We start from the raw sequence: 22,238 nt of genomic DNA on the forward strand, positions 1-22,238 counted from the left end.
GAGGGTTATGCCGGCTCCGGCGCGCTCGCCAGCGCCGCGAGCCCGTCCTTATCCACGACCCCGCGCTCCGTAATATAAGCCGTGACAAGCCGCGCGGGCGTCACGTCGAACGCCGGGTTTGCCGCGCCCGACAAAGTGAGCCGGGCCGCGCCACCCTCGGCGGCGGCGAACACCACTTCGTCGCCCGAGCGTTCCTCGATCGGCACGTCGCGACCCGTGGCGGTCGCGGGGTCGAACGTCGTATAGGGCAGGGCGACGTAGAAGGGCACGCCATTGTCCGCCGCCGCCAGCGCCTTCAGATACGTCCCGATCTTGTTGCAGACATCGCCATTCGCGGTCACCCGATCGGTGCCGACCATTACCGCGTCCACCTGGCCCTGCATCATCAGATGGCCGCCGGCATTGTCGGTGATCACGGTGTGCGGCACGCCGTGGCCGGCGAACTCGAACGCGGTGAGCAGGGCGCCCTGGTTGCGCGGGCGGGTTTCGTCCACCCACACATGCACCGGCAGTCCTTCGTCATGCGCGAGGTAGATCGGCGCGGTGGCGGTGCCGTAATCGACCGTCGCCAGCCAGCCGGGGTTGCAGTGCATCAGCACGTTCACCGGCCGATCGGGCGCCTTGGCGTGGAGCGCGCGGAGCAGCTCAAGCCCGTGTCGCCCGATCGCCTGGTTGAGCGCAACATCCTCGTCCGCGATCGCATCGGCGCGCGCGAAGGCGGCGGTGGGGCGCTGGTCAAGCGGCAGGTTGCGCACCGCCTCCGCGATCCGATCGAGCGCCCATTTGAGGTTCACCGCCGTCGGCCGCGCGGCGAGCAGCAGGGCATAAGCCGCGTCGAGTTCGTCGCCCGCCGCGAGCGCCATCGCCAGGCCATAGGCCGCCGTCGCGCCGATGAGGGGCGCGCCGCGCGTCCACATCTCGCGGATCGCCTGCCCGGCGGCGGCGGCCGAGCGCAGTTCGACCCAGCGCGCCTCCCAGGGCAGCAGCCGTTGGTCGAGGATACGCACCCCCGCGCCATCAGCGGTGCGGGTGATCGAGCGATGCCATTCGCCGGCGAGTTTCATGGCATCACCTCATCAAAGCTGGCGACATCGCCCTCGCCGCGCGCCCGATCCACCCGCAGCGCCTTCATCCCGGCCGCGCGGGCAGCGCCAACTTCCTCCGGCGTATCGGAGAGGAACAATACCGCGTCGGCCGCCACGCCGATCGCCGCCGCGATCGCGGCATAGGACGCCGCCTCGCGCTTGGGCCCGGTCTTGGTGTCGAAATAGCCGCTGAACAGCGGCGTCAGGTCGCCCGCATCGCTATGCCCGAACAGCAGCTTCTGCGCCGCGACCGAGCCCGAGGAGAAGACATAGAGCTTCAGGCCACCCGAGTGCCAGCGCCGCAGGCCCGCCACCGCGTCGGCATAGACATGGCCGGTGAAAGCCCCGCTCGCATAGCCATCGGCCCAGATCAGCCCTTGCAACTCCTTGAGCGGCTTCGCCTTCCGGTCCTCGTCGATCCAGCGAAGCAGCGTTTCGATTGGATCGCCGGGCGCGCTCGCCGAGACTTCCGCGAGGATTGGCGCGACCGCCTCGGTGTGCGCCGCGCAATAGTCGGGCAGCCGTTCACGGGCATAGGGGAACAGCACCTGCGCCACGAAATCGATGCTCGAGGTGGTGCCCTCGATATCGGTCAGGATCGCCTGGATCACGCGGGTTCGTGGCGCGGGAAGCGGCTGGCGATGGCGTCACCCGTGAAGCGCGCGATCCAGCCATCGGGGTTGAGGAAGAGGCGGATCGCGGTGAAGCGCGGGCTTGGCCCCATGTCGAACCAATGCTTCATCCCCGCCGGCACCGCGATCAGATCGCCCGCGGTGCACAGCATCGCGAACACGTGCCCCTCGGCATGGAGCGTGAACAGCCCCTCGCCCTCCACGAAGAAGCGTACCTCGTCCTCGGCATGGGTGTGCTCGTCGAGGAATTTGGTGCGCAGTTCGGCGCGCGCCGGATGATCGGGGATCATCGCGACGGTATCGACCGATTGATAGCCGCCTTCGGCCTTCAGCCGTTCGATCTCGGGCGCATAGGCGGTAAGGGCATCCGTGCCCTCCGCCAGGTCGCGCAATGGCCAGCGTTCGAAACGAACCCCGACCGGCGCGAGCGCCGCGACAATCGCGGCTTCCTCATCGGTATCGAGCAAGGGCGCGTCGGGCGCGTCCTCGGCGAAAACGCGCAGCCGGCTCATTTCAGCCCCAGATGCCGCGCGAATTGCAGCTGCGCGAGTTCGGTGGAGATCATCCATTCGATCGCTTCGATCACGCCTTCGGCCTCCGCCAGATCGGCGCCCCAGCCATAAAGGCCGTGCGCGCGGATAAGATAGGCGGGTGTCGTCCCCGGCACCAGTCGTGGCATGATCGCGCCGGCGAGCGCCTCCATATCCTGGCTGTTGTCGACGATCGGCAGCACCGCTTCGGCCTCGTGCGTTGCGATGCCTGGGAGGACCTTCAGCATCTCGTGCCCCGCCAGCCGGTAATGATCGCCCGGCAGCGCGCGGCTGAGGCCCACCGCGTGTGGCGAATGGCTGTGGAGCACCGCGTTCACGTCCGGAAACTGGCGGTAGAGCGCGCAGTGCAACACCGTCTCCGCCGAGGGGCGCTTGGCGTCGAGCGGATTGCCGTCGAGATCGACGGTCATCACATCGGCCTCGGTCAGCCGGCCCTTGTGGCGGCCCGAGACGGTGATCGCGATCCGCCCGTCGCCCAGGCGGAGCGAATAATTGCCCGCGGTCGCCGGCGCCCAGCCCTTGCCGTCGAGCCAGCGCCCGACCTGCACGATCGCTGCGCGCGCTTCGACCAGCGTCATCCCTGCCATGAACGCGATCCCCAATTCGTTAACGCGAAGCCCGGCGGGTAGAGCGCCGCCCGCTTCAAGGCAACCGCCGAAAAAGTCCGATGCGGCGGGAAGAAGGTGGAGCGGGTAACGGGACTCGAACCCGTATATTCAGCTTGGAAGGCTGCTGCACTACCCTTGTGCTATACCCGCGCGCGCCCCGGCCGATACCGGCTCGCGCGCGCCGGGGCAAGTCGTGGGCGGCATTGACGGCTTGCTTACCATTGCCGGGCTAGGTTTTTCACCATGTTGCACGATCCCGCCCTGGCGCGCGCCGCGCAGGAACAACGCCCGCCCTCGGCGGTCTCGAGCGGAGTCGGCTTCGCCGGGCTTGCCGGGGTATTGCTGTGGATCGGCATCGCCCGCTGGTTCGGCATGGACGGACCCTATTCGGCGCTGATGAACCTGGCGTTCTGCGGGCTGCCCATGGTTGCCTGGTCGGTGTTCGTCGACAAGGTCCATCGCAGCCCCTCGACCGGCATCGACTGGTCGTTGAAGCGCGATTGGCGCGAGACGTTCGATGTCAGCCTCACCAAGCTCTCCGGGTTGTGGGTCACCTGGGTCGGCATCGCCATCGTCTATGGCACGCTGCGTTTTTATTGGCAGGGCAATTACGCCTTTTCGATGCTGGTGCTCGGCTATGCCGCGCCGTTCGTGTTCCTGGGCGCCATCCCCTATATCTTCTGGATCGACCGCAAGCTGATCGAGCCCAAGGACGGCGCACATGCGCTTGGCGCGTGGCTGATGAACAGCGCGCCGGCCGACTGGCCCGCGATCAACGCTCATCTGCGCGCCTGGGCGGTCAAAGGCTTCTTCCTTGCCTTCATGCTGGCGATCGTCCCGCCGGGGTTCGGTGACTTCATCCGCGCCGATTGGCGGGCGGTCTTGGCCGATCCGGTGAAGCTCGCCAATTGGCTGATCACCTTCATGTTCGTGATCGACGTGGCGTTCGCGACCGTCGGCTATGTGCTGACGCTGCGTCCGCTCGATTCGCACATCAGGAGCGCCAATCCTTACGCGGCGGGGTGGACCGCCGCGCTGATCTGCTATCCACCCTTCGTGCTGATGGGGCCGGGGGCGCCGCTCGATTATCACCCCGGCACCGCCGACTGGACTCACTGGCTTGCGGGACAACCAGTGCTGCTCGCGCTCAACGGCGTGCTGCTGGTCGCGCTAACGGGGATTTATGCCTGGGCGACGCTGGCGTTCGGGTTGCGTTTTTCCAACCTCACCCATCGCGGCGTGCTGACCCATGGCCCCTATGCCTGGTCACGCCACCCCGCCTATCTCTCCAAAAACCTGTTCTGGTGGTGCTCGACGTTGCCGTTCCTGTCGACCGGCAACATGGTCGACGCGGCGCGGGCGACGATCCTGATGGCGGTAGTCGCCGGTATCTATTATTGGCGCGCGCGGACCGAGGAGGCGCATCTCGGCCAAGATCCCGCCTATCAGGCCTATTCGCAGTGGATGGCGCGCCACGGGCCCGTGCCACGCTTCTTCGCGTGGCTCAGCGGGCGGGGGACGGCTTAACTCAACCCGGCGCGATAGGCGCGCGGGCTTAGTCCCATCGCCCGTGCGAAGCTCATGTTGAAGCTCGGCAGGCCGGCGAAGCCGCACGCCAAGGCCACCGAGGTGAGCGACCGCTCCTCGTCCGCCAGCAGTTCACACGCGAGCGCGAGGCGCTGCGCCATCGTGAAGCGGAACAGCGTTTGCCCGGTCGTCTCGCGGAAGGCGCGCGCGAAGTGGGCAGGGGGCATCCGCGCGACCTGCGCGACCGCGTCGAGCGTCACTGGCTCGCCAACCCGGGCAGCGAGGAAGTCGCGTATCCGCGACATGGTTGTTGGGTCGAGTCGACCGGCGCTGCCCGGCGCGGCGGGCAGCGGCGCATCAAGCTCGACAAGCCCCGCCGCGATCGCGCGCAGGAGACCGTCGATCAGCAGCGGTGTGCCCGGGCCGGCGCTGCGCATCTCGCGCTCGATCAGGGAGCCGAGCCAGGCCAGCCGGTGATGGCGGGAAGGCAGCACCGGCGCCGGCGCGCGCCCGGCAAGCGCCGCGAAGCGCCCCCGTGGCACGAACAGCGTGAACGACTGGCTATTGTGCGGCATCTCCCAGCTCGTATCCATCCCGTTGGGGATGAAGGCGACCAGATCGCGCATCGCCGCCTCGTTCTTGATGAGCGTACCCTCGGTGCGGAATTCCAATCGGCCGCGGCCGCCGCGGTTGACGATCAGCGCGTCGAGGCCATGGTCGTTGCGGGTCGCATCGGCGACATGCGTGCCCGGCTTGTTCACGCCGCCCATCATCACGAGCCGGGCGTCCACGTGCGGGACGCTCACGGCGCTTACCTGAGGCGGCCCGGTCCAGATGATATCGTCGAACACCCTGTAGCCGAGCTGGGTTTGATAGCTGCCGTCCGCCATCGCAAGACTCCGAGCTGCGCGCATCGTTACGCTAGCATCGGTGCTCTGAGCGCCCAAGAGCGCGCGGATACGTATCAGGCCGCGCCCCGGTCCTGATATTCGATCACTTTCAGATAGTTGGCGAGCCGATTGGCCTCGAGCGATTGCAACAATTTATTCTGGTGCCATGGCACGACCAGATCGGCGAGCGCCGCGCTCCACGGCGCGTCGAAGGCGAACAGGATGCCAAGGCCGAACACGCCGGGCACTTCGCAGAAGCCAAGCTCGCGTCCGGCCTCCAATTCCTCGGCCAGGAAATCCTCGACCGCGGTCAGCACGCCGTTGCGCGGGCCGCCTTCATGCAGGGCGAGCGCATAATGGCCCATGCCGCGAAAGCCCCGGTTCCGACGCAGGAACGGCTCGTGCGGCACGGTGCCGCCTTCATAGCTATGCTCGTGGAGGAATTCGGCCGGGATGCGATCGGGGGCGTAATACATGTCGCGCCGTCCGACCGGCCAATGGATGTCGTGCAGGAAAGTGAGCAACGGCTTGCCGTCGCGCTTGGCGATCGCGTCGATCGCGCGCAATTCGTGATAGACGGTGTACCAGTTATGGTCGCCGTCGATCAGCCAGGCGTCGATACCCGCAAGCGTTGGGATCGCCTCCAGGCTTGGCAGCGGCAAATGCGTCACCTGCGGGCGTTCGGCGAGCCAATCGGCGAATTCGGGCTTGGGCGCGGGGTCGATCGACACCAACGTGCCCCCGCGCGCGGCGACATGATCGGCGAGCAGCGCGCTCATCCCGCCATATTCGGCGCCGATTTCGGCGAGGGTAGTAGCCTCTGCCAGATCGAGCGCGCCGAGGATGATGTCGGCGAATTCGGCCATCGAATGGATCAGCAGATCGGGCATCACGCCGCCTTCTGGTTGGCGCCGGCGATCAAGGCGCCGACGGCGCGGCGCACGATCGGGCGGAAGGTTACGGTCAACAGGCGCGGGTCGCCGCTTGGACCCTGCTCGGCTGGGGGCACGAACAGCAGCGCGGCGGGCGTCGCGCGGTAAATTCCCTCGGCGAGCCGCTCCAGCCCGTCGAGCAGCGGCTGCACCGCGCGGCGCCGTTCGCGCGCCTTCACGAAATCGTCGACCGCCTCGATCGACACCGCCTCGACCTGGACCAGCTCGGCGATCGCGCCCAGCTGCACGCCGATCGCATAGGCGCCGGGGTTGATCGGCAGGCTCATTCGGTAAAAGCCCTCATGCGTCGGTACGGCTTCGGCGCTGATCATCAGCTGCGCCTTGTCGTCGGCGATCAAGACCGGCACCGAGAAGGCGTGCGCCTCGAAATCGGATTGGCGGAAATCGAGCCCCAGCGTGCCGATCGCCGCGATACTGAGCGCGAAGGGTAGACCATGTTCCTGGATCTCGCCCGCCGGATACATGCGCTCGATCCCGGCGAGATAGGTCAGCCCGCGCTGGCGCAGACCCTCCGTGGCGGCCGTGCGGTCGATCAGCTTGGTGGTATATTCGGTGCCGAGGTTGACGTCGTGGTCGAACGCTTCGAGCAGCGCGACCTCCGCCGAGCGCGGCAGCAGCAGCAGTCGCGCCAGCACGCTCGCCACCATCCGTCGTTCGGCATCGCCACCGTCGGATTGGGCGGGCCGCGCTTTGCCGGTGTCGTGATGCGCGATGAAGGCGAGCGCGCCCGCCTGCGCGGTGTCGCGGATCGTGCTCTGGCGCCCCTTGATGTCGGCGGCCTTGCGGATCGGCTTGCCGTTGGCGTGATAGTCGATCACCGAGCCTTGCGCCAAGGTCACCAGCTGTTCGACCACCGCGATCTGCCGGATCAGCGCGCCCAGCACGCGGCCGTCATAATGGCGATTATCGAGCAGGCCGCGCTTTTCGTGCCGCGTCGGCTCGGACTCGCGCAGCAGCAGGTAGCGTCCGCTGACGCCGACGCCGAGCCGCTCGGCGAGCACGGGTGCCGCCATGTCCTGCACCGTGCCCTGATAGCCGAGATCGACCAGCATCAGCTGCTCGCCCGGCTGGATTCCGCTTTGCTGCGCGACATGCTTGGCGAGGCGGCCGGCGAACTGTTTGCTGCGGCTGACGATCTTGCGCAGCCATTGCGGCTCCACCAGCTTGGCGCGGAACGCCTTGGGGTGAGGCGGCAGACGCTTGATCTCGTCGTCCTCCAGCAGCAGCTGGCGGCCGACCACCTTGTTGAGCGGCGTATCCTCTCGGTTCAGATAAGCGTGCACCGCCGCCTCGTCGACGAAGCTCGCGCGGCGCGCGGTGAAGCGGCTCAGCTCGATCGTCGCCGCTTCGCCAAAGCCCGCCGCCTCGAAAGCGCGCGCGGGCAGATGGCCGTCGCGCAGCACGAACACCGGGCGAACGGTGCGCCCGGTCTCGCGGGCAAGCGCCTCGATCTCGTCGCGCACCCATTTTACGAAGCCGAGCATGATCGGGCCGAGCACGTCATGCCCCAGCGCCGTCGCGCTATCGTCGCCGCCATGCCCCAGCGACAGCGCCGGGCGGTGCGGCTGGAGCGCGGGCACGCTGACCCGGGTGCGCGGCTCTACCAAGGTCGCTGCCACCGCTTCCAGCCGCAGTTGCTGCTGAATGCCGGGGGCGAATTGTTCGAAATGGACGGCATGGATGCCCAACTTCACCGGCGCCTGCGCGTCGGCCACCGGATTGTCGCCCATGTGCAGGATCGCCTCGCCCGGCAGATCAAGCGCCTTCAGCACATGCTCGAACAGCCCCTGCGCCTTGGCGACGCCATATTCGCTGGAGCAGAAAATGCGCTCGATCGCGTCCGCCACCCCCGCCCCGGCGACGGTCGCGATCAGCCCGCGTAGTTGCGGTTCGGCGAGATAGGTGTCGGAGACGATGATCACCCGCAGCCCGCGCGCCCGCGCCGCGTCGATCAGTGCGACGGTGGGCGCAAAGGGGTAGCAATGCCGTGCTTCGGCCGCGAGTTCGGCCGCGACCGAGGCGGCGCGGCGCTCTTCGTACGGTTGCAGCACGGCATGGATCGCCTCGATCGAGACCTCGTCGAACCCGTCCGCCTGGCGTCGGAAGTGACGGGCGTAGCGCTCGGCGCGGACCCGCGGCTCCACCCCGCCGCCCGTGATCGGCAGATCGGCGAACACGTCGATCGGCGCGTGGACGTTGCGCCATAGCAAGGTATCGAAACAGTCGAGCGACAGCACCCGAACAGAAGCGGGCGCCTGATCGAGCAAGGTGGCGATGTCGTGCGCGCGGATAACGGTCATGCTTTCCCCCCGGTTGCGCGCATCAGTTGACGAAAATGGTAAAAGCGGCGTTAAACATGGGGGAAATGCGGTATTTCGGCCGTTTCGCCTGATCGCAAATCGCTAAAGCTTTGCCGCCGCCGGTCGTTTCTCGGTTCAGGAAAGGGCGGCATGGTCACCAACACGACGAGCACCGGCACGACGAACGCTTCGAGCACGTCGCAAATCCTCAGCTCGCTGGGCGCGGGTTCGGGGATCGATTATGCCTCGCTCGTTGGCAGCCTGGTCGATGCGCAGTTTTCCGCAAAGAATCAGCAGCTCACCGCGAAGAGCGAGGCGCTGACCGCGCAGATTTCCGCCGCCGGCAATCTGAAGAGCGTGATCGGCCAGTTCGCCAGCTCGCTGAAGTCGCTCACCAAGGGCGGCACGCTGGTCACCCAGCCGAGCAGCTCGAACAGTAATGTCGTGCGCGCGGCTGCGCTGCCGTTCGCGCGGCTTAACGGCTTTTCGGCGCAGGTCGAGGTGCGCTCGGTGGCGCAGGCGCAGGCGAGCGCGAGCCCGGTTTTCGCCGATCGCACCGCCGCGATCGGCACCGGCATGCTCACGCTGACGCTCGGCACCGCGACCACCGCGAACGGCGCGCTCACCAGCTTCACCGCCAATCCCGGCGCGAGCCCAATGACCATCACGATCAATGCGAGCAACAACAGCCTCGATGGCATTGCCAAGGCGATCAACGCCGCCAATGCCGGGGTCACCGCCAATGTCGTGGCCGATGGCGCCGGCTTCCGCCTCGCGCTGAAAGGGCAGACCGGCGCGACCCAGGGGTACCAGCTCACCAGCCAGGATGCCGGACTCGATCAGCTCGCGGTCGATGTCGGCAGCCCGGCGCGGATCGGCACCGGCGCGCAGGATGCCGAGGTCGTCGTCGACGGGTTGAGCTTCAAGCGCTCGAGCAACACGATCAGCGACCTCATCGCCGGGGTCCGGCTCGATCTTGTAAGCGCCGCGCCCGGCACCAGCGTTTCGCTCGGCAATACCCCGCCGACCAGCGCGCTGCGCCAGGCGGTGCTCGATTTCGTCGATACCTATAATCAGGTGATCGGCCAGATCACCGAGCAGACCGATCCGCAGAACGGCGCGCTGAAGGCGGATTACGCCGCGCGCGACCTGAAGGGCGGGCTGGGGCGGCTGACCCAGGTGCCGCTCTGGACAAGCACGACCAGGGGCGCGCCGACCACGCTCGCCGAGATCGGGGTCGCGACCAATCGCGACGGCACGCTGACGGTGAAGACCGATCAGCTCGACCGCGCGCTGCGCGACAATCCGCAGGCGGTGGAGGCGATGTTCCAGGACGGCGCCACCTCGACCCGGGGCGGACTGGCGGCGGCGTTCCAGGCGCTCGCCGATCGCGCGAACAGCACCGTCGGCGGGCTCGGCGCGAGCCAGGCGCGCTACACCGCGAGCAAGGTGAGCCTCGACAAGCAGCAGCAAAAGGCCAGGGACGACGCCGAAACGATGCGGACGCGGCTGACGCGGCAGTTCGCCGGCACCGACGCGCGGGTTTCGGCCTATCGCTCGGCGCAGAACTTCCTCACCCAGCAGATTGACGCCTGGAACGGGGGCGGTCGATGAGCGGCCTCGCTCCCCGGCTCGGCCGCAATCCAGAGGCCACCTATCGCCAAGTCGATCTCGCCGGGCGCACCGCGACCGCGGATGCGCATGGCCTGGTCGATCTGCTCTACGAAGAGCTGGGCCGCGCGCTCGCGGCATCAGCGGCGGCGATCCGGGCGGGCAATCTGGCGGTGAAGAGCGAGAAGATCGCGCGCGCGGTCGCGATCCTGTTCGCGCTCGAGGCCGGGCTCGATTTCGAGCGTGGCGGCCCGGTCGCCAAGACGCTCGCCGGGGTCTATCGCGGCGCGCGCAAGCAGATTCTCGACGCGAGCCTCAGCCTCGATCCGCGGCCCTTCCAGGAAGTCGCGGCGAACATGGCCGAGATCGCCGCCGCTTGGCGCCAGCTGCGCGGCGCGGCATAGGCCCGTCTCACTGCGCGAGCATCGCCCGCGCGGCGTTGCGCCCCGGCCGCCCGCTCACCCCGCCGCCGGGATGCGCGCCCGAGCCGCACAGCCACAGCCCCTTCACCGGCATCCGGTAGCTGCCGAGCCCATAGACCGGGCGCGCCGCCCAGAGCTGATCGAGCGACATGCGCCCGTGGAAGATGTCGCCGCCCACCAGCCCGAAACGGGCGTGGAGATCGGCGGGGCTGAGCGCCATCTGCCCGACGATCAACGCCCGGAAACCGGGGGCGAAGCGTTCGACGGTATCGAGCACCGCCTCGGCGGCGGCGGCTCGGGCGTCGTCGCTCCAGTCGAGCGCGGGATCGAAATGCTGCGCGAACAGGCTCGCGACGTGGCGGCCGGGCGGGGCGAGACTGCCATCGACCAGGCTGGGGATCAGCATCTCGACGATCGGCGCGCGCGACCAGCCGCGTGACCGGGCGTCGTCGAAGGCGCGGTCCATATAATCGAGGCTCGGCGCGAGGATAATGCCGCTCTTCAGATGCTCGCCGGGTTCCGGCAGCGCGGCGAAGCGCGGCAGTCCGCTGAGCGCGACGTTCATCCGGAACGTGCCCGAACCGCTGACATGCTGGCCGATCCGCGCGCGCAAGCCGGGTTCGAGCAGGCCGGGATCGAGCATGTCGAGCAGCAGCGTGCGCGGGTGGACGTTGGCGGCGACCGCGCGCGCGGCGATGCGCTCGCCATTCACGAGTTCGACCCCCTCGACCCGCCCATGCTCGGCGAGCACCCGCGCGACCGGCGTGTCGCAGCGGATCGTCACCCCCGCCGCTTCGCACGCCCGCGCCATCGCCTGCGTCACCGCGCCCATGCCGCCGATGGCATGGCCCCAGGCGCCCTTCACCCCGTTCACTTCGCCGAAGACGTGGTGGAGCAGGACATAGGCGCTCCCCGGCGTCGACGGCCCTGCATAATGGCCGACCACCGCGTCGAACCCGAACACCGCCTGGACGGGCGCGCTTTCGAAAAAACCCGCCAGCACCTCGCGCGCGCTGCGCGTGAACAGGTCGATCGCGTCGCGCTTCGCCTCGGCGCCCAGCCCCAGCAACCGACGCCCCTGATCGATCGCGCGCCACAGCCCGGCTGGATCGGCCGCCGGTGGCGCGCGATCGGCAAGCAGGCGCAGCACCTCGGCCACCGCGCCTAGCCGCCGCTCATAATCGGGCAGCGCGGCGGCATCGGCGGGCGAAAAGCGCGCGACCGCCGCGGCGCTTTGCCCGCCGCCCATCAGCAGATACCGGCCATCCTCGGTCGGCAGGAAATTGGCGTATGGCCGGCTCGCCACCCGCAGCCCGTGGCGGCCAAGCGCCATGTCGCGCTGGATCGCGGGATCGAGCAGGCCGAGCGTGTAGCTCGCGGTGGAGTTGCGGAAGCCGGGGGCGAATTCCTCAGTCACCGCCGCGCCGCCTACGACGCCGCGCCGCTCGAGCACCAGCGCGCGCTTGCCGGCGCGCGCCAGATACCAGGCACAGACCAGCCCGTTATGCCCGCCACCGATGACGATCGCGTCCCACCCCATCGCCGATGGGTGCTGGCGCAATTCCACCGCCGCCGCAAGGCGGGCGCCGGTTAACGCGTTCGTGACGGAGCGGGATGTAAGCTCCGCGCGCAAGGAACCATGATGAGCGACACGCCGATTCTCGCGCAGCACAGCATTCTCGCGGTGGACGACAGCCGTACCCAATTGGGCGTGCTCGGCCGGCGCCTGAGCGCGCTCGGCTATCTCGTCGCGCTCAGCGACACGGGGCGCGAAGCGCTCGATCTGATCGCCGGGCGCGGTTTCGATCTGGTGTTGATCGATATGGTGATGCCCGAAATGAACGGGATCGAGCTGCTAAGCGAAATCCGGGCCGCGCGCACGACGGCCGATCTGCCCGTGATCATGATGACCGCGCGCGGCGACAGCGAGGCCGCGGTCGAGGCGCTGGGCGCCGGTGCCGACGATCATATCGCCAAACCCTTCGCCTTCACCGAACTCGCCGCTCGGATCGAGCGCGTGATCGCGCGTGGCCGCCGGATCGCCGAACTGAAGCGCGCCAACGCGGCGCTCGACGCACGGATCGCGACGCGAGCGATGGAACTGGGCGAAGCGCGCGCCCAACTCGCCGCCACCCGCGCCGAGGAACGCCGGTTGCTCGCGTCGCTCGCGCAGGCTCAGGCGCGGCTCGCGGCGGTGGGGATACAGGCTTAAGGGACCAAAACCAGTTTCGCCCGCGCCAGTGCCGCCTCGCGCTCGGCGAGGCCGTTCAGGCCGCCATTCACTTTGCGCGTAAGGCCGGAGATGTCGTCGGCATCGGCGAACGCATTGCAGCCATTCGCGGTCCAGAACAGGCAGCCGGCGCGTACCCCGGTATCGGGATCGAGCAACAGATCGGGCTGGGCCACCACGGGCAGCTGGGTGATCCTCGCGATCCGGGCATAGTTGGCTCGTCCGGTCAGCTGCTTCCAGCCACGACCGCGATAGGTCCACCCGTCGGCCGGGGCGGTATTGCCCAGGTTCAGCCGGCCAAAGGCGCCCCCATATACAAGATTGGCGATCGCGGCTTGCCGATCAGGCGGCACGACCTGCTCGCCCGGTTGCCGACCAAGCCGCTGCGCGTCGGCCGAGCTGATCCGTTGCAACCCAAAGGTCGCGATCAAGCCCGCCGGGCTATAGTTGAGATTCTCGCTGGTCCGCGAAAAGCTCCACGTCTCGACCGCCGCCTGGGCGATGTTGTGCGCGATGCGCAAAGCGCTGGTGATCGCGTTTTGCGGGAAATAGCGCGCGCAGGCGGTGCCGAAGCTCAACATCAGCGTGCTCGGGGCGGGCTTGGCCGCCACCCAGGCGAGCAACGCGGCATAGCTTTTCGGGCCGAAATCGCCATCGACCGAGATGGCCTGGCCGCGATCGACCAACCGCTGCTGAACGGCGAACGCGTCGAACATCGCCCTCTCCCGCAATCGAACTGCTGGCGGCGGATGTTACGCTTGTTTCACAAGGTAGGACAGAATGAACCGCCAGCGACAGGATGGTGAAATGGCGGGCCGGCGTAAGAAGTGGTGGAGCTAGGGGGATTCGAACCCCCGACCTCTGCAGTGCGATTGCAGCGCTCTCCCAACTGAGCTACAGCCCCACATCGCCGGAGCGCGTGCCTTTAGCGGGCGCCGCGCCGCGATGCAACGCCTTTCGATCCGCCGCTAATCGGAACGCCCACGGCCAGCCGCGCGGGCGTTGCGACAAGGCGTGGGCGCCGCAGCGGAACGGGCAAAGCCATCCCCCGTTGACTGTCGAGAACAGGGCGCCAGCCGCCTGCGCCGGGCAGGCGACGCGCCTTGCGAGCAAGCTCGGCGAAAGGAACGGCGATGGGCGACAACCGCTATAATCCCAATGAGGAAAGCACCGGCAGCTATCTGACGCAGGACGGCCAGCGTGGCGGAACGCGGACACCACGTCACGACGACGCCACCGCGCGTGAATATGGCGCCAGCCGCCAGGGACGCGAAGATCGGCCCGGCGGGCAGCGGCGCGAGGGCGGCTTCGGCCAGGAGCGCGGCTATGGCGACCATGGCGGGCGCGGCTATCAGGGTGGCGAGGCTTCCGGTCAGCAAGTCCAAGGCTATGGCGCCGAGCAGCGCGAACGCGCCCAGAGCTATCAGGATCGCAACTACACCCAGGGCCAGCCACGCGGCAATTTCGGCGGGCCGGGCAATTATGGCGGGCAGGGCCAGCGCTTTAGCCAGCAGGAACATCACGAAGGCAGCGGCTACGGCCCCTATGGTCAGCGTGGCCAGGTCCATTCGGAAGGCGCTTACGGCCATGATCAGCGCGGCGGCGACACCAGCCGGAGCGGCGGCCAGCAGGGGGGCTATGGCTATCAGGCGAGTGATTACGACTATCAGGATCGCGGCTTCATGGCGCGCGCCGGCGACGAGGTCCGCAGCTGGATGGGCGACGAACGCGCCCAGCGCCGCCGCGAGCTCGATCAGCGCTATGACGAGCGCGAGGGTGGTGGCAGCCAGAATTGGGGCGGCGGCCAGCAGGGCCAGCGCCACGAGCATGATGAAAGCGAGGAACGCTATCCCGGCGGTATCCGTGGCTATTCGAATCAGCGCGGGCCGACCTTCCAGAACGGCGAGTGGATCGGCGCCGGATCGGGCTGGACCCGCGGATCGGACGAGGATGACTATGGCAGCTGGCGCCGCCAGCAGATCGAGTCGATCGATCGCGATTACGATGAATATCGCCGCGAAAACCGCCAGCGGTTCCACAGCGAGTTCGAGAATTGGCGTGCCGAGCGCCAGGGCCAGCGCTCGTCGCTGCGCCAGGTGCGCGAGCATATGGAAGTCGTGGGTTCCGATGGCGAGCATGTCGGCACGGTCGATCACGTGCTCGGCGACCGCATCCTGCTGACGAAGAGCGACAGCAATGCCGGCGGCAAGCACCACTCGATCCCCTCGCGCTGGATCGAATCGGTGGGCGAGAAGGTCGCGATCCGCAAGACCGCGCAAGAAGCGATCGCCGCGTGGCGCGAGGAACAAGAGGATCAGCACAGCTGATCGACAATCCAAGCGACGCTTTCGGCCCCGTACCCCCTTGTGGGGACGGGGCTTTGTTTTTGTGGCGACCCGGTTGCCTTCGGCGCCGCCGGGGCTAGTGTCGCGCCCGTATCGAGATCTGGAGAGGAAAAGATGGCGCAGGCGTGGACGCTCAAATCGCGACCGATCGGCACCCCGACGGCGGAAAATTTCGAACTGGTCGAGCTGCTCGGCGGCCCGCTGGAGGCGGGGCAGGTGCGGATCGCCAATCGCTGGCTGTCGGTCGATCCCTATATGCGCGGGCGGATGAACGACGTGAAGAGCTACACCCCACCCTTCCAGCTTGGCCAGCCGATGCAGGGCGGCGCGGTGGGCGAGGTGGTGGAAAGCGCCGATCCCAATGTGCCGGTGGGCACGCTGGTGCTTCACATGGACGGTTGGCGCGACGAAGCGGTGCTGCCCGGCGCGCATGTGCAGAAGCTGCCCGATCTGCCGGTCGAACCCCAGGCCTATCTCGGCCAATTGGGGATGCCGGGGATGACCGCCTATTTCGGCCTGCTCGAAGTCGCGGGCGCGCAGAGCGGGGACACAGTATTCGTCTCGGCCGCCGCCGGCGCGGTCGGCTCGACCGTGGTGCAGATCGCCAAGGCCAAGGGGATGCGCGTGATCGGCTCGGCCGGCGGCGCGGACAAGTGCGCCTGGGTGAAGGCGCTGGGCGCCGACGCGGTGATCGACTACAAGGCCGAAGGGTCGCTGGTGAAGGCGCTTGCCGCCGCCGCGCCCGAGGGGATCGACGTCTATTTCGACAATGTCGGTGCCGAGCATCTCGACGCCGCGCTCGCGGTGGCCAAGGAGCGCGCTCGCTTCGCGATCTGCGGGATGATCGACATCTATAACGACGGCAAGCCGACCGAGCTGCGCTATCTGGCGCGGGTGATCGGCGCGCGGCTGACGATCAAGGGCTTCATCGTCAGCGATTTCATGAGCCGCGCGGGCGAATTCTACCGCGACATGGCCGGCTGGTTGCAGGCGGGGCAGCTCCACCGCGAGGAAACCGTGGTGAACGGGCTCGGCGAGATGCCCGAGGCGTTTCTCGGGCTGTTCAGCGGGCAGAACAAGGGGAAGATGCTGGTTCGGGTGTAAGCGCGGTTCGGCCGCATTGCGTGCCACCCGTCGTGACGGTCGAAAAGGGGCGACGTAGACTCTACGGCGCCCGTTCAAATCACGCGCGAGAAAGGCGCTTATCACATTTTAGCATAGAAAATATTGCTCGTTGACGATCTTGCCATCTTTCCACACCGAGCGGACGATTTCGTGCCAGTGGGTTTTGCCACCGCCTTGATGATCGAAATCAAACGTCCACTCGGTAAAAGATACATCCCCATTGATCGCGGAATAATGGAGAGTAATTTCATTTACTTTCGATATTGAACCGACAAAGCTATTCATTTTGTCGATCATATCTTGACGAGAGCCGGTTTTACTGCCGTTGTGGTCGTCGCTGGTTGCGTTCTCCGCAAAGTATTTCTCGGTAGCTTCAGCCATGCGGCCTTGCTTCATCAGCTCGATTTTCTCGTTTAACAGGCTTTCGATGGACATTTTCTGTTCCCTTGCTCTACCGTTTGTACGCCTTTAACGAAGAGCAATTTAGGGGAGCGCCGTGCCCGGAACAATTGGCGTCCCGGCATTGTGGCGGCTGGGCATGATTTTCGGGACGATCGGCCCTGTTGCCGGCCGACGATGCCACGCGCCGCGCGTCAGGCCGTCCGGTTCGCGCCTTGTTGGGTACCAGCTGGCGATGAAAGGCGATAGTGCCGCCTAGTCTGCCAACTAAGCGAAGTTGTGCGCGTTGTTGCCGAGCGCGCCACGCCCAACATGCGACGTTTTGTGCCCGTGATCTGGTGAGACTGGTTGCATGGCATGAGGCCTATTGCTTCGGGAAGAAGGGGGGACGGCAAAGCCGCCACCCCTTCTCCTCACAGCTGTTGGAGTTCCAATTGGGCGTTAACGAGGTGCGACTCCGCCCAAGCATTGGTGCGAGCCAAATCGTAGGTGTCAAAAACCCACGTAGAACGCAGATAGACACCTTCGTCATCCTCAATTTCCCAAGTCCAACTATCTGCGATTGGGTAGACGCGAATTTTCATTCTGCCTCCTATATCGCAAGTCGGGAGTCCAATCTTCGAGTTACCCGCATATGTGCCGTGAAAGCGTCTGGTCGCCTATTTGATCTTATTATTCCGCCAGCAATCATCGAGCAAAGAAGCCGGGTAATCTTGTCTTTCTCCCGAGCAACGCAGTCCTTCAAAGTGTCTCCATCGCACCTCCCTCGTAGCGTGAAAGAAACTTACTCCGCCGCCACGCCGGCTTGCGCGAACATGTCCGCCTCGCCGTCCTCGTTCGCGACCTCGGCCTTGCCGAGCTTGGCGCGCTGGCGCTTGTCGAAGCTGTCCCACACCTCGCCCCAATTGCCGCGCGTCGCGCCCTTCGAATATTCGGTCGCGCGTTGTTCGAAGAAATTGGCGTGCTCGACGCCGTTAAGCAGCGGCGCGAGCCAGGGCAGCGGGTGCTCGTCGATCATGTAGATCGGCTTCATGCCGAGCTGGCCGAGCCGCCAATCGGCGATGTAGCGGATATACTTCTTGATTTCCTTGGGCGTCATCCCCGTCACCGGGCCTTGCTCGAAGGCCAGGTCGATGAACGCATCCTCCAGCCGCACCGTCGTCTGGCAGACATCGGCGATGTCATCCTTCACCGCCTTGGTGAGGCAATCGCGCTCGCGGACGAATTCGTGGAACAAGCGGACGATGCCTTCGCAGTGCAGGCTCTCGTCGCGCACCGACCACGACACGATCTGCCCCATGCCCTTCATCTTGTTGAAGCGCGGGAAGTTCATCAGCATCGCGAAGCTCGCGAACAGCTGCAGCCCTTCGGTGAAGCCGCCGAACATCGCCAGCGTCTTGGCGATATCCTCATCGGTATCGACGCCAAACTGCTGCAGATAATCGTGCTTGTCCTTCATCTCGGCATAATCGAGGAAGGCCGAATATTCGGTCTCGGGCATCCCGATCGTGTCGAGCAGGTGCGAATAGGCGGCGATATGCACCGTCTCCATATTGCTGAAGGCGGTGAGCATCATCTTGATCTCGGTCGGCTTGAACACCCGGCCATATTTGTCGTGGTAGCAATCCTGCACCTCGACATCGGCCTGGGTGAAGAAGCGGAAGATCTGCGTGAGCAGGTTGCGCTCGTGCGCCGAGAGCTTCTGCGCCCAATCGCGGCAATCCTCGCCGAGCGGCACCTCCTCGGGCATCCAGTGGATCTGCTGCTGGCGCTTCCAGAAATCATAGGCCCAGGGATATTCGAAGGGCTTGTAGGTCTTGCGAGCCGAGAGGAGGGACATGTTCTGCTCCACTAACAAAGATTATTGCCCGGCCCCCCAGGACCAAAGCGTATACGCATAAAAAGCCAGCACCACCGCGCCAGCCGTCAACATCGTTCCGGCAATGCGGCGGCGATAGATGGCGGGCTCGTCCGCCGCCGGGCGGGTGAAGGTGTAGGCGGCCGCGCCCCCGGTGGCGAGCGCGACGAGCGCCATGATCCCGGCCTCCATCCGCTTCACCGCCGCACCACGCGGGTGCGGTACACCACCCGCGTGCCCCCGCGCGCGCCGACGCCCAGGAACACGATCCCCAGGAAATAGCCGAAATCATACCAGCCGCCGGCATTGGGCACGGCATAGACCGCGACCCCGGGCAGGAACAGCGAGAGCAGCCACGCGACCGGGAAGATGAAGCCGTGCCACAGCCCGCTCACGAAACCGGGCGCGCCGGGCTGCACCGTCCCCGGCACCGCCCGCGCGCAGGCGGCGAGGCTGGTTGCGAGCAGCAGGACGAAAGCGAAGCGGGCAGGCTTGGTCATCACGCATCTCCCATCGGCGAAAGTGCCGGGAGAAAAGCGCGCGAGCGTGTGATGGGGTCCGTGGCGGTGCGGCGAAAGCGCGTCCCCTGCAAGGGGAGTTCTGGGTCGGATCGCCCCCCGGACGATCCTAAACCGTGCGGGGCACGGACTACCCCGAACTGACGCCCGCGCCGGCAAGTGACCGGGCGATGTCCCCGGCAACTAGCGGGCGTCACCCCCAGGCCCGAGCCAGGGCTGGGCCGGGCCGTGACGGCTGGGGCGGTGCCGGTGCCGGTCATCGGCATGGCGCGCGGCTGACCCGCTATTTCCAGAACCAGCGCGGCGCAATGCCCCGTCGGCTGCGGTTCAGCCACATCTGCGCATAGAGCCAAAGGCCCGATATCGCGAAGAAGATCAGCGCGAATCCGCCCAGGATCGACAGCAAAGTCCCGACCGGGCCGAAGCTTTCGCCCGAATGGAGATGGTGCAGCACGCCAACCAGCCCGCGCGTGCTGCCCGGCGCGGGTTTCGGCCGGCAGATCATCATCTCCGGGCAGACAAAGCCCGCAGGCGGCGTCGCGCGCGCCGGCGCCCCGCTCGGCCACAGCGCCGCCGCCTGGCTGAGCACGCCGGTAACCGCGATCCAAAGCATGATCACGCCAAAAATCACCGAGAGCCAACGGTGCCATTTGCGCATCCAAACCATCCCTTTGCTGTTGCGAATTATTAGCAACAATGGCGGAGCGGAGGATGGTTGGGCAAGCCATCATTTGTCGCAATTGATCGCGGACCGGGGATGACTGCGGGAACGCAGCGGGATTCCGCCGTAACCGGGCTGCCGGTTGATGGCCCTCGGGCCGGTGACGCAGGGCGTTACTGGCACGCCAGACACTCGTCATAATCCGTGTTCGGCAGCTCGATCTTCTTGAGTTCGGGCGTGTTGTCCGCCTCCACCCCGCCCGCGAAGCTCGCGCGCTGGATCGATTTCGAGCGCAGATAGTAAAGCGATTTCACCCCCAGCTCCCATGCCCGGAAGTGGAGCATCAGCAGATCCCATTTCTCAACATCGGCCGGAATGAACAGGTTCAGCGACTGCGACTGATCGATATAGGGTGTGCGATCGGCGGCAAGCTCGATCAGCCAGCGCTGGTCGATCTCGAAGCTGGTCTTGTACACATCCTTTTCTTCGGGGCTCAGGAAGTCCAGGTGCTGCACCGAGCCGCCCCGCTCAAGGATCGAGCTCCACACGCCGTCGCTGTTCTTCGCTTTCTCGCTCAGCAGCTTTTCGAGATACGGATTGCGCACCACGAAGCTGCCCGACAGCGTCTTATGGGTATAGATGTTCGCCGGGATCGGCTCGATGCAGGCGCTGGTGCCGCCGCAGATGATGCTGATCGAGGCGGTGGGCGCGATCGCCATCTTGCAGCTGAAGCGCTCCATCACCCCCATATCGGCGGCGTCGGGGCAGGGGCCGCGCTCGACCGCCAATTGCATCGAAGCCTGATCGACCTGCTCGCGAATGTGGCGGAAGATGCGCAGATTCCACTGCTTGGCCATCGCGCCTTCGAACGGCAGCCCGCGTGCCTGCAGGAAACTGTGATAACCCATCACGCCCAGGCCCACCGAACGCTCGCGCGCCGCCGAATAGGCCGCGCGCGCCATGCCCGGCTCGGCGCGATCGATATAATCCTGCAGCACATTGTCGAGGAAGCGCATCACATCCTCGATGAAGCGCTTGTCCCCCTGCCATTCGTCCCAGGTTTCGAGGTTGAGCGACGAGAGGCAGCACACCGCGGTGCGATCATTGCCGAGATGGTCGCGCCCCGTCGGCAGCGTGATTTCCGAGCACAGGTTGGAGGTCGAGACCTTCAGCCCCAGGTCGCGGTGATGCTTGGGCATCGCCTGGTTCACGTGATCGGCGAAGATGATGTACGGCTCGCCGGTCGCGAGCCGCGTCTCGACCAGCTTCTGGAACAAAGTGCGGGCATCGACTTCGCCCCGTACCGAGCCATCCTTGGGGCTGACGAGCTGCCACGCGCGCCCGTCGCGCACCGCTTCCATGAAAGCGTCGGGGATCAGCACCCCGTGGTGCAGGTTCAAGGCCTTGCGGTTGAAATCGCCCGAGGGTTTGCGGATTTCGAGGAACTCCTCGATCTCCGGGTGCGAAATGTCCAAGTAGCAGGCGGCCGAGCCGCGCCGCAGCGAGCCCTGGCTGATCGCGAGCGTGAGCGAGTCCATCACGCGGACGAAGGGGATGATGCCGCTGGTCTTGCCGTTCAGGCCAACCGGCTCGCCGATGCCGCGCACCCCGCCCCAATAGGTGCCGATGCCGCCGCCGCGCGAGGCGAGCCAGACATTCTCGTTCCAGGTATCGACAATGCCTTCCAGGCTGTCGGGCACCGAGTTGAGATAGCAGGAAATCGGCAGGCCGCGCCCGGTGCCGCCGTTCGAGAGCACCGGCGTTGCCGGCATGAACCATAGCTTCGAGATATAGTCGTACAGCCGCTGCGCGTGCGCCGCGTCGTCGGCATAAGCGGAGGCTACGCGGACGAACAGATCCTGGAAGCTTTCACCCGGCAGCAGATAGCGGTCCTTGAGCGTTTCCTTGCCGAAATCGGTGAGCAGCGCGTCGCGGCCGTGATCGACCTCCAGCGCATAGGGGCGCGGGGCGACGTGCTTGCTGTCGGGCTTGGCCTTGGCCTCGGCAGGGGCGGGCGTGTCGGCGGCAAGCGCGGTGTCGCTGGTCATGATCCTGTCGTCATCCCGAAAATCCATCGCTCGACCTTCCTCGCACTGGCGACTCGGGCGGCCCGGTCGCGATCCTATCATGCCTCTTGGCGATGAGAACAAAAAGTGCCCATCGCCATCCCCCGGGCGCAGCAAGGCTGTCGCGGCGATATGGGATCGCGCGGCCGGATATACCAGCTTTTGGGTCAGCCCCCTGAACCAACCACTATATTTTGTGGCCAATCGGGTTTGAAACGCAAGAGCGTTGATGACGATTTAAGGACTCGGTTCGTCGCTGGGAAGACTCGGTTCGTCGGCGCGCCGAGTGCCGAAATTCCGCCTCTCCCCGTCGCGACGCGCGGTCCATCGAGGCTTCGCGAAATTGCAAGAGAACGCAGGTGGAACAGAAAAATTTTTGGCGGCCCGGTGCCGGGCGTAGAATCTTGTGGAAAAGTTAGCGGCGCGCCGCGTGCCGTTTCACCCCGCCGCGCGCCGG

At 66.4% G+C, this 22,238-nt stretch carries 22 protein-coding genes and 2 tRNA genes; 6 read left to right on the forward strand and 18 right to left on the reverse strand.

Annotation, left to right across the window (positions count from 1 at the left end):
• Nucleotides 1–5: 5 nt before the first annotated feature.
• The 5 genes from mtnA to K2X73_RS14360 all read right to left on the reverse strand — a co-directional run bounded on the left by mtnA (nucleotide 6) and on the right by K2X73_RS14360 (nucleotide 3,026).
• On the reverse strand, nucleotides 6–1,064 hold the full coding sequence (gene mtnA / locus K2X73_RS14340) for an S-methyl-5-thioribose-1-phosphate isomerase (protein WP_294111937.1): 1,059 nt from the start codon (nucleotides 1,062–1,064) through the stop codon (nucleotides 6–8).
• The gene (mtnC, locus tag K2X73_RS14345) at nucleotides 1,061–1,696 is read right to left on the reverse strand and encodes an acireductone synthase (RefSeq protein WP_365980732.1); all 636 of its coding nucleotides are present in this window, start codon (nucleotides 1,694–1,696) and stop codon (nucleotides 1,061–1,063) included. Before mtnC ends, mtnA begins: the two co-directional genes overlap by 4 nt.
• The gene (locus K2X73_RS14350; protein WP_294111940.1) at nucleotides 1,693–2,229 is read right to left on the reverse strand and encodes a cupin domain-containing protein; all 537 of its coding nucleotides are present in this window, start codon (nucleotides 2,227–2,229) and stop codon (nucleotides 1,693–1,695) included. The genes mtnC and K2X73_RS14350 overlap by 4 nt, the downstream gene beginning before the upstream one ends.
• On the reverse strand, nucleotides 2,226–2,855 hold the full coding sequence (locus tag K2X73_RS14355; protein ID WP_365980734.1) for a methylthioribulose 1-phosphate dehydratase: 630 nt from the start codon (nucleotides 2,853–2,855) through the stop codon (nucleotides 2,226–2,228). Before K2X73_RS14355 ends, K2X73_RS14350 begins: the two co-directional genes overlap by 4 nt.
• Nucleotides 2,856–2,952: 97 nt before the next feature.
• Nucleotides 2,953–3,026, reverse strand: a tRNA-Gly gene (locus tag K2X73_RS14360).
• Between the two features lie 93 nt (nucleotides 3,027–3,119).
• Between K2X73_RS14360 and K2X73_RS14365 the strand changes: the two genes are divergently transcribed.
• Complete coding sequence (locus K2X73_RS14365; protein ID WP_294111941.1) at nucleotides 3,120–4,403, forward strand: isoprenylcysteine carboxylmethyltransferase family protein; 1,284 nt, start codon at nucleotides 3,120–3,122, stop codon at nucleotides 4,401–4,403.
• Here the strand turns inward: K2X73_RS14365 and K2X73_RS14370 are convergent.
• Genes K2X73_RS14370 through K2X73_RS14380 form a run of 3 tightly spaced genes read right to left on the reverse strand, consistent with a single transcriptional unit; the run spans nucleotide 4,400 to nucleotide 8,546 of the window.
• Nucleotides 4,400–5,317, reverse strand: a complete 918-nt coding sequence (locus K2X73_RS14370) for an AraC family transcriptional regulator (RefSeq protein WP_294111942.1) — start codon at nucleotides 5,315–5,317, stop codon at nucleotides 4,400–4,402. The genes K2X73_RS14365 and K2X73_RS14370 overlap by 4 nt on opposite strands.
• 50 nt (nucleotides 5,318–5,367) lie before the next feature.
• The gene (locus K2X73_RS14375; protein ID WP_294111943.1) at nucleotides 5,368–6,183 is read right to left on the reverse strand and encodes a class I SAM-dependent methyltransferase; all 816 of its coding nucleotides are present in this window, start codon (nucleotides 6,181–6,183) and stop codon (nucleotides 5,368–5,370) included.
• On the reverse strand, nucleotides 6,183–8,546 hold the full coding sequence (locus K2X73_RS14380) for an HAD family hydrolase (protein WP_294111944.1): 2,364 nt from the start codon (nucleotides 8,544–8,546) through the stop codon (nucleotides 6,183–6,185). The genes K2X73_RS14375 and K2X73_RS14380 overlap by 1 nt, the downstream gene beginning before the upstream one ends.
• Nucleotides 8,547–8,696: 150 nt before the next feature.
• Between K2X73_RS14380 and fliD the strand changes: the two genes are divergently transcribed.
• Both fliD and K2X73_RS14390 read left to right on the forward strand, forming a co-directional pair.
• On the forward strand, nucleotides 8,697–10,160 hold the full coding sequence (fliD, locus tag K2X73_RS14385) for a flagellar filament capping protein FliD (protein ID WP_294111945.1): 1,464 nt from the start codon (nucleotides 8,697–8,699) through the stop codon (nucleotides 10,158–10,160).
• Nucleotides 10,157–10,561, forward strand: a complete 405-nt coding sequence (locus tag K2X73_RS14390; RefSeq protein ID WP_294111946.1) for a flagellar protein FliS — start codon at nucleotides 10,157–10,159, stop codon at nucleotides 10,559–10,561. Before fliD ends, K2X73_RS14390 begins: the two co-directional genes overlap by 4 nt.
• Before the next feature lie 7 nt (nucleotides 10,562–10,568).
• Here the strand turns inward: K2X73_RS14390 and K2X73_RS14395 are convergent, their stop codons facing one another.
• Nucleotides 10,569–12,119: an NAD(P)/FAD-dependent oxidoreductase gene (locus K2X73_RS14395; RefSeq protein WP_294112091.1), complete on the reverse strand. Its 1,551-nt coding sequence runs from the start codon at nucleotides 12,117–12,119 to the stop codon at nucleotides 10,569–10,571.
• Between the two features lie 102 nt (nucleotides 12,120–12,221).
• On the opposite strand from K2X73_RS14395, the gene K2X73_RS14400 reads away from it, so the two are divergent.
• Complete coding sequence (locus K2X73_RS14400; RefSeq protein WP_294111948.1) at nucleotides 12,222–12,791, forward strand: response regulator; 570 nt, start codon at nucleotides 12,222–12,224, stop codon at nucleotides 12,789–12,791.
• On the opposite strand, the gene K2X73_RS14405 is transcribed toward K2X73_RS14400, so the two are convergent.
• Together K2X73_RS14405 and K2X73_RS14410 are read right to left on the reverse strand one after the other, a co-directional pair.
• Nucleotides 12,788–13,525: a hypothetical protein gene (locus K2X73_RS14405; protein ID WP_294111950.1), complete on the reverse strand. Its 738-nt coding sequence runs from the start codon at nucleotides 13,523–13,525 to the stop codon at nucleotides 12,788–12,790. The two genes, K2X73_RS14400 and K2X73_RS14405, sit on opposite strands and share 4 nt — an antisense overlap.
• Before the next feature lie 112 nt (nucleotides 13,526–13,637).
• Nucleotides 13,638–13,713 (reverse strand) — tRNA-Ala (locus tag K2X73_RS14410).
• 229 nt (nucleotides 13,714–13,942) lie between these two features.
• Here K2X73_RS14410 and K2X73_RS14415 point away from each other — a divergent pair.
• Entirely contained in the window at nucleotides 13,943–15,136 is a 1,194-nt protein-coding gene (locus K2X73_RS14415; protein WP_294111952.1) for a DUF2171 domain-containing protein, read from the forward strand.
• Between the two features lie 132 nt (nucleotides 15,137–15,268).
• Nucleotides 15,269–16,258 carry an NADP-dependent oxidoreductase gene (locus K2X73_RS14420; protein ID WP_294111954.1) on the forward strand — a complete coding sequence of 330 codons (990 nt, stop codon included), beginning with the start codon at nucleotides 15,269–15,271 and terminating at the stop codon, nucleotides 16,256–16,258.
• Nucleotides 16,259–16,366: 108 nt separating this feature from the next.
• On the opposite strand, the gene K2X73_RS14425 is transcribed toward K2X73_RS14420, so the two are convergent.
• The 7 genes from K2X73_RS14425 to K2X73_RS14455 all read right to left on the reverse strand — a co-directional run bounded on the left by K2X73_RS14425 (nucleotide 16,367) and on the right by K2X73_RS14455 (nucleotide 21,790).
• On the reverse strand, nucleotides 16,367–16,714 hold the full coding sequence (locus tag K2X73_RS14425) for a nuclear transport factor 2 family protein (protein WP_294111956.1): 348 nt from the start codon (nucleotides 16,712–16,714) through the stop codon (nucleotides 16,367–16,369).
• Nucleotides 16,715–17,091: 377 nt separating this feature from the next.
• Entirely contained in the window at nucleotides 17,092–17,262 is a 171-nt protein-coding gene (locus K2X73_RS14430) for a hypothetical protein (RefSeq protein ID WP_294111957.1), read from the reverse strand.
• 200 nt (nucleotides 17,263–17,462) lie between these two features.
• Nucleotides 17,463–18,518 carry a ribonucleotide-diphosphate reductase subunit beta gene (locus K2X73_RS14435; protein ID WP_294111959.1) on the reverse strand — a complete coding sequence of 352 codons (1,056 nt, stop codon included), beginning with the start codon at nucleotides 18,516–18,518 and terminating at the stop codon, nucleotides 17,463–17,465.
• Between the two features lie 21 nt (nucleotides 18,519–18,539).
• On the reverse strand, nucleotides 18,540–18,713 hold the full coding sequence (locus K2X73_RS14440; protein ID WP_294111962.1) for a hypothetical protein: 174 nt from the start codon (nucleotides 18,711–18,713) through the stop codon (nucleotides 18,540–18,542).
• Between the two features lie 20 nt (nucleotides 18,714–18,733).
• The gene (locus K2X73_RS14445) at nucleotides 18,734–19,036 is read right to left on the reverse strand and encodes a hypothetical protein (protein WP_294111963.1); all 303 of its coding nucleotides are present in this window, start codon (nucleotides 19,034–19,036) and stop codon (nucleotides 18,734–18,736) included.
• A gap of 301 nt (nucleotides 19,037–19,337) precedes the next feature.
• Nucleotides 19,338–19,751, reverse strand: coding sequence for a PepSY domain-containing protein (locus K2X73_RS14450; RefSeq protein WP_365980738.1), 414 nt, complete (start codon nucleotides 19,749–19,751; stop codon nucleotides 19,338–19,340).
• Nucleotides 19,752–19,888: 137 nt separating this feature from the next.
• Complete coding sequence (locus tag K2X73_RS14455) at nucleotides 19,889–21,790, reverse strand: ribonucleoside-diphosphate reductase subunit alpha (protein ID WP_294111966.1); 1,902 nt, start codon at nucleotides 21,788–21,790, stop codon at nucleotides 19,889–19,891.
• Between the last annotated feature and the right edge of the window lie 448 nt (nucleotides 21,791–22,238).

The organism is Sphingomonas sp., assembly GCF_019746665.1.
Lineage (GTDB): Bacteria > Pseudomonadota > Alphaproteobacteria > Sphingomonadales > Sphingomonadaceae > Sphingomonas.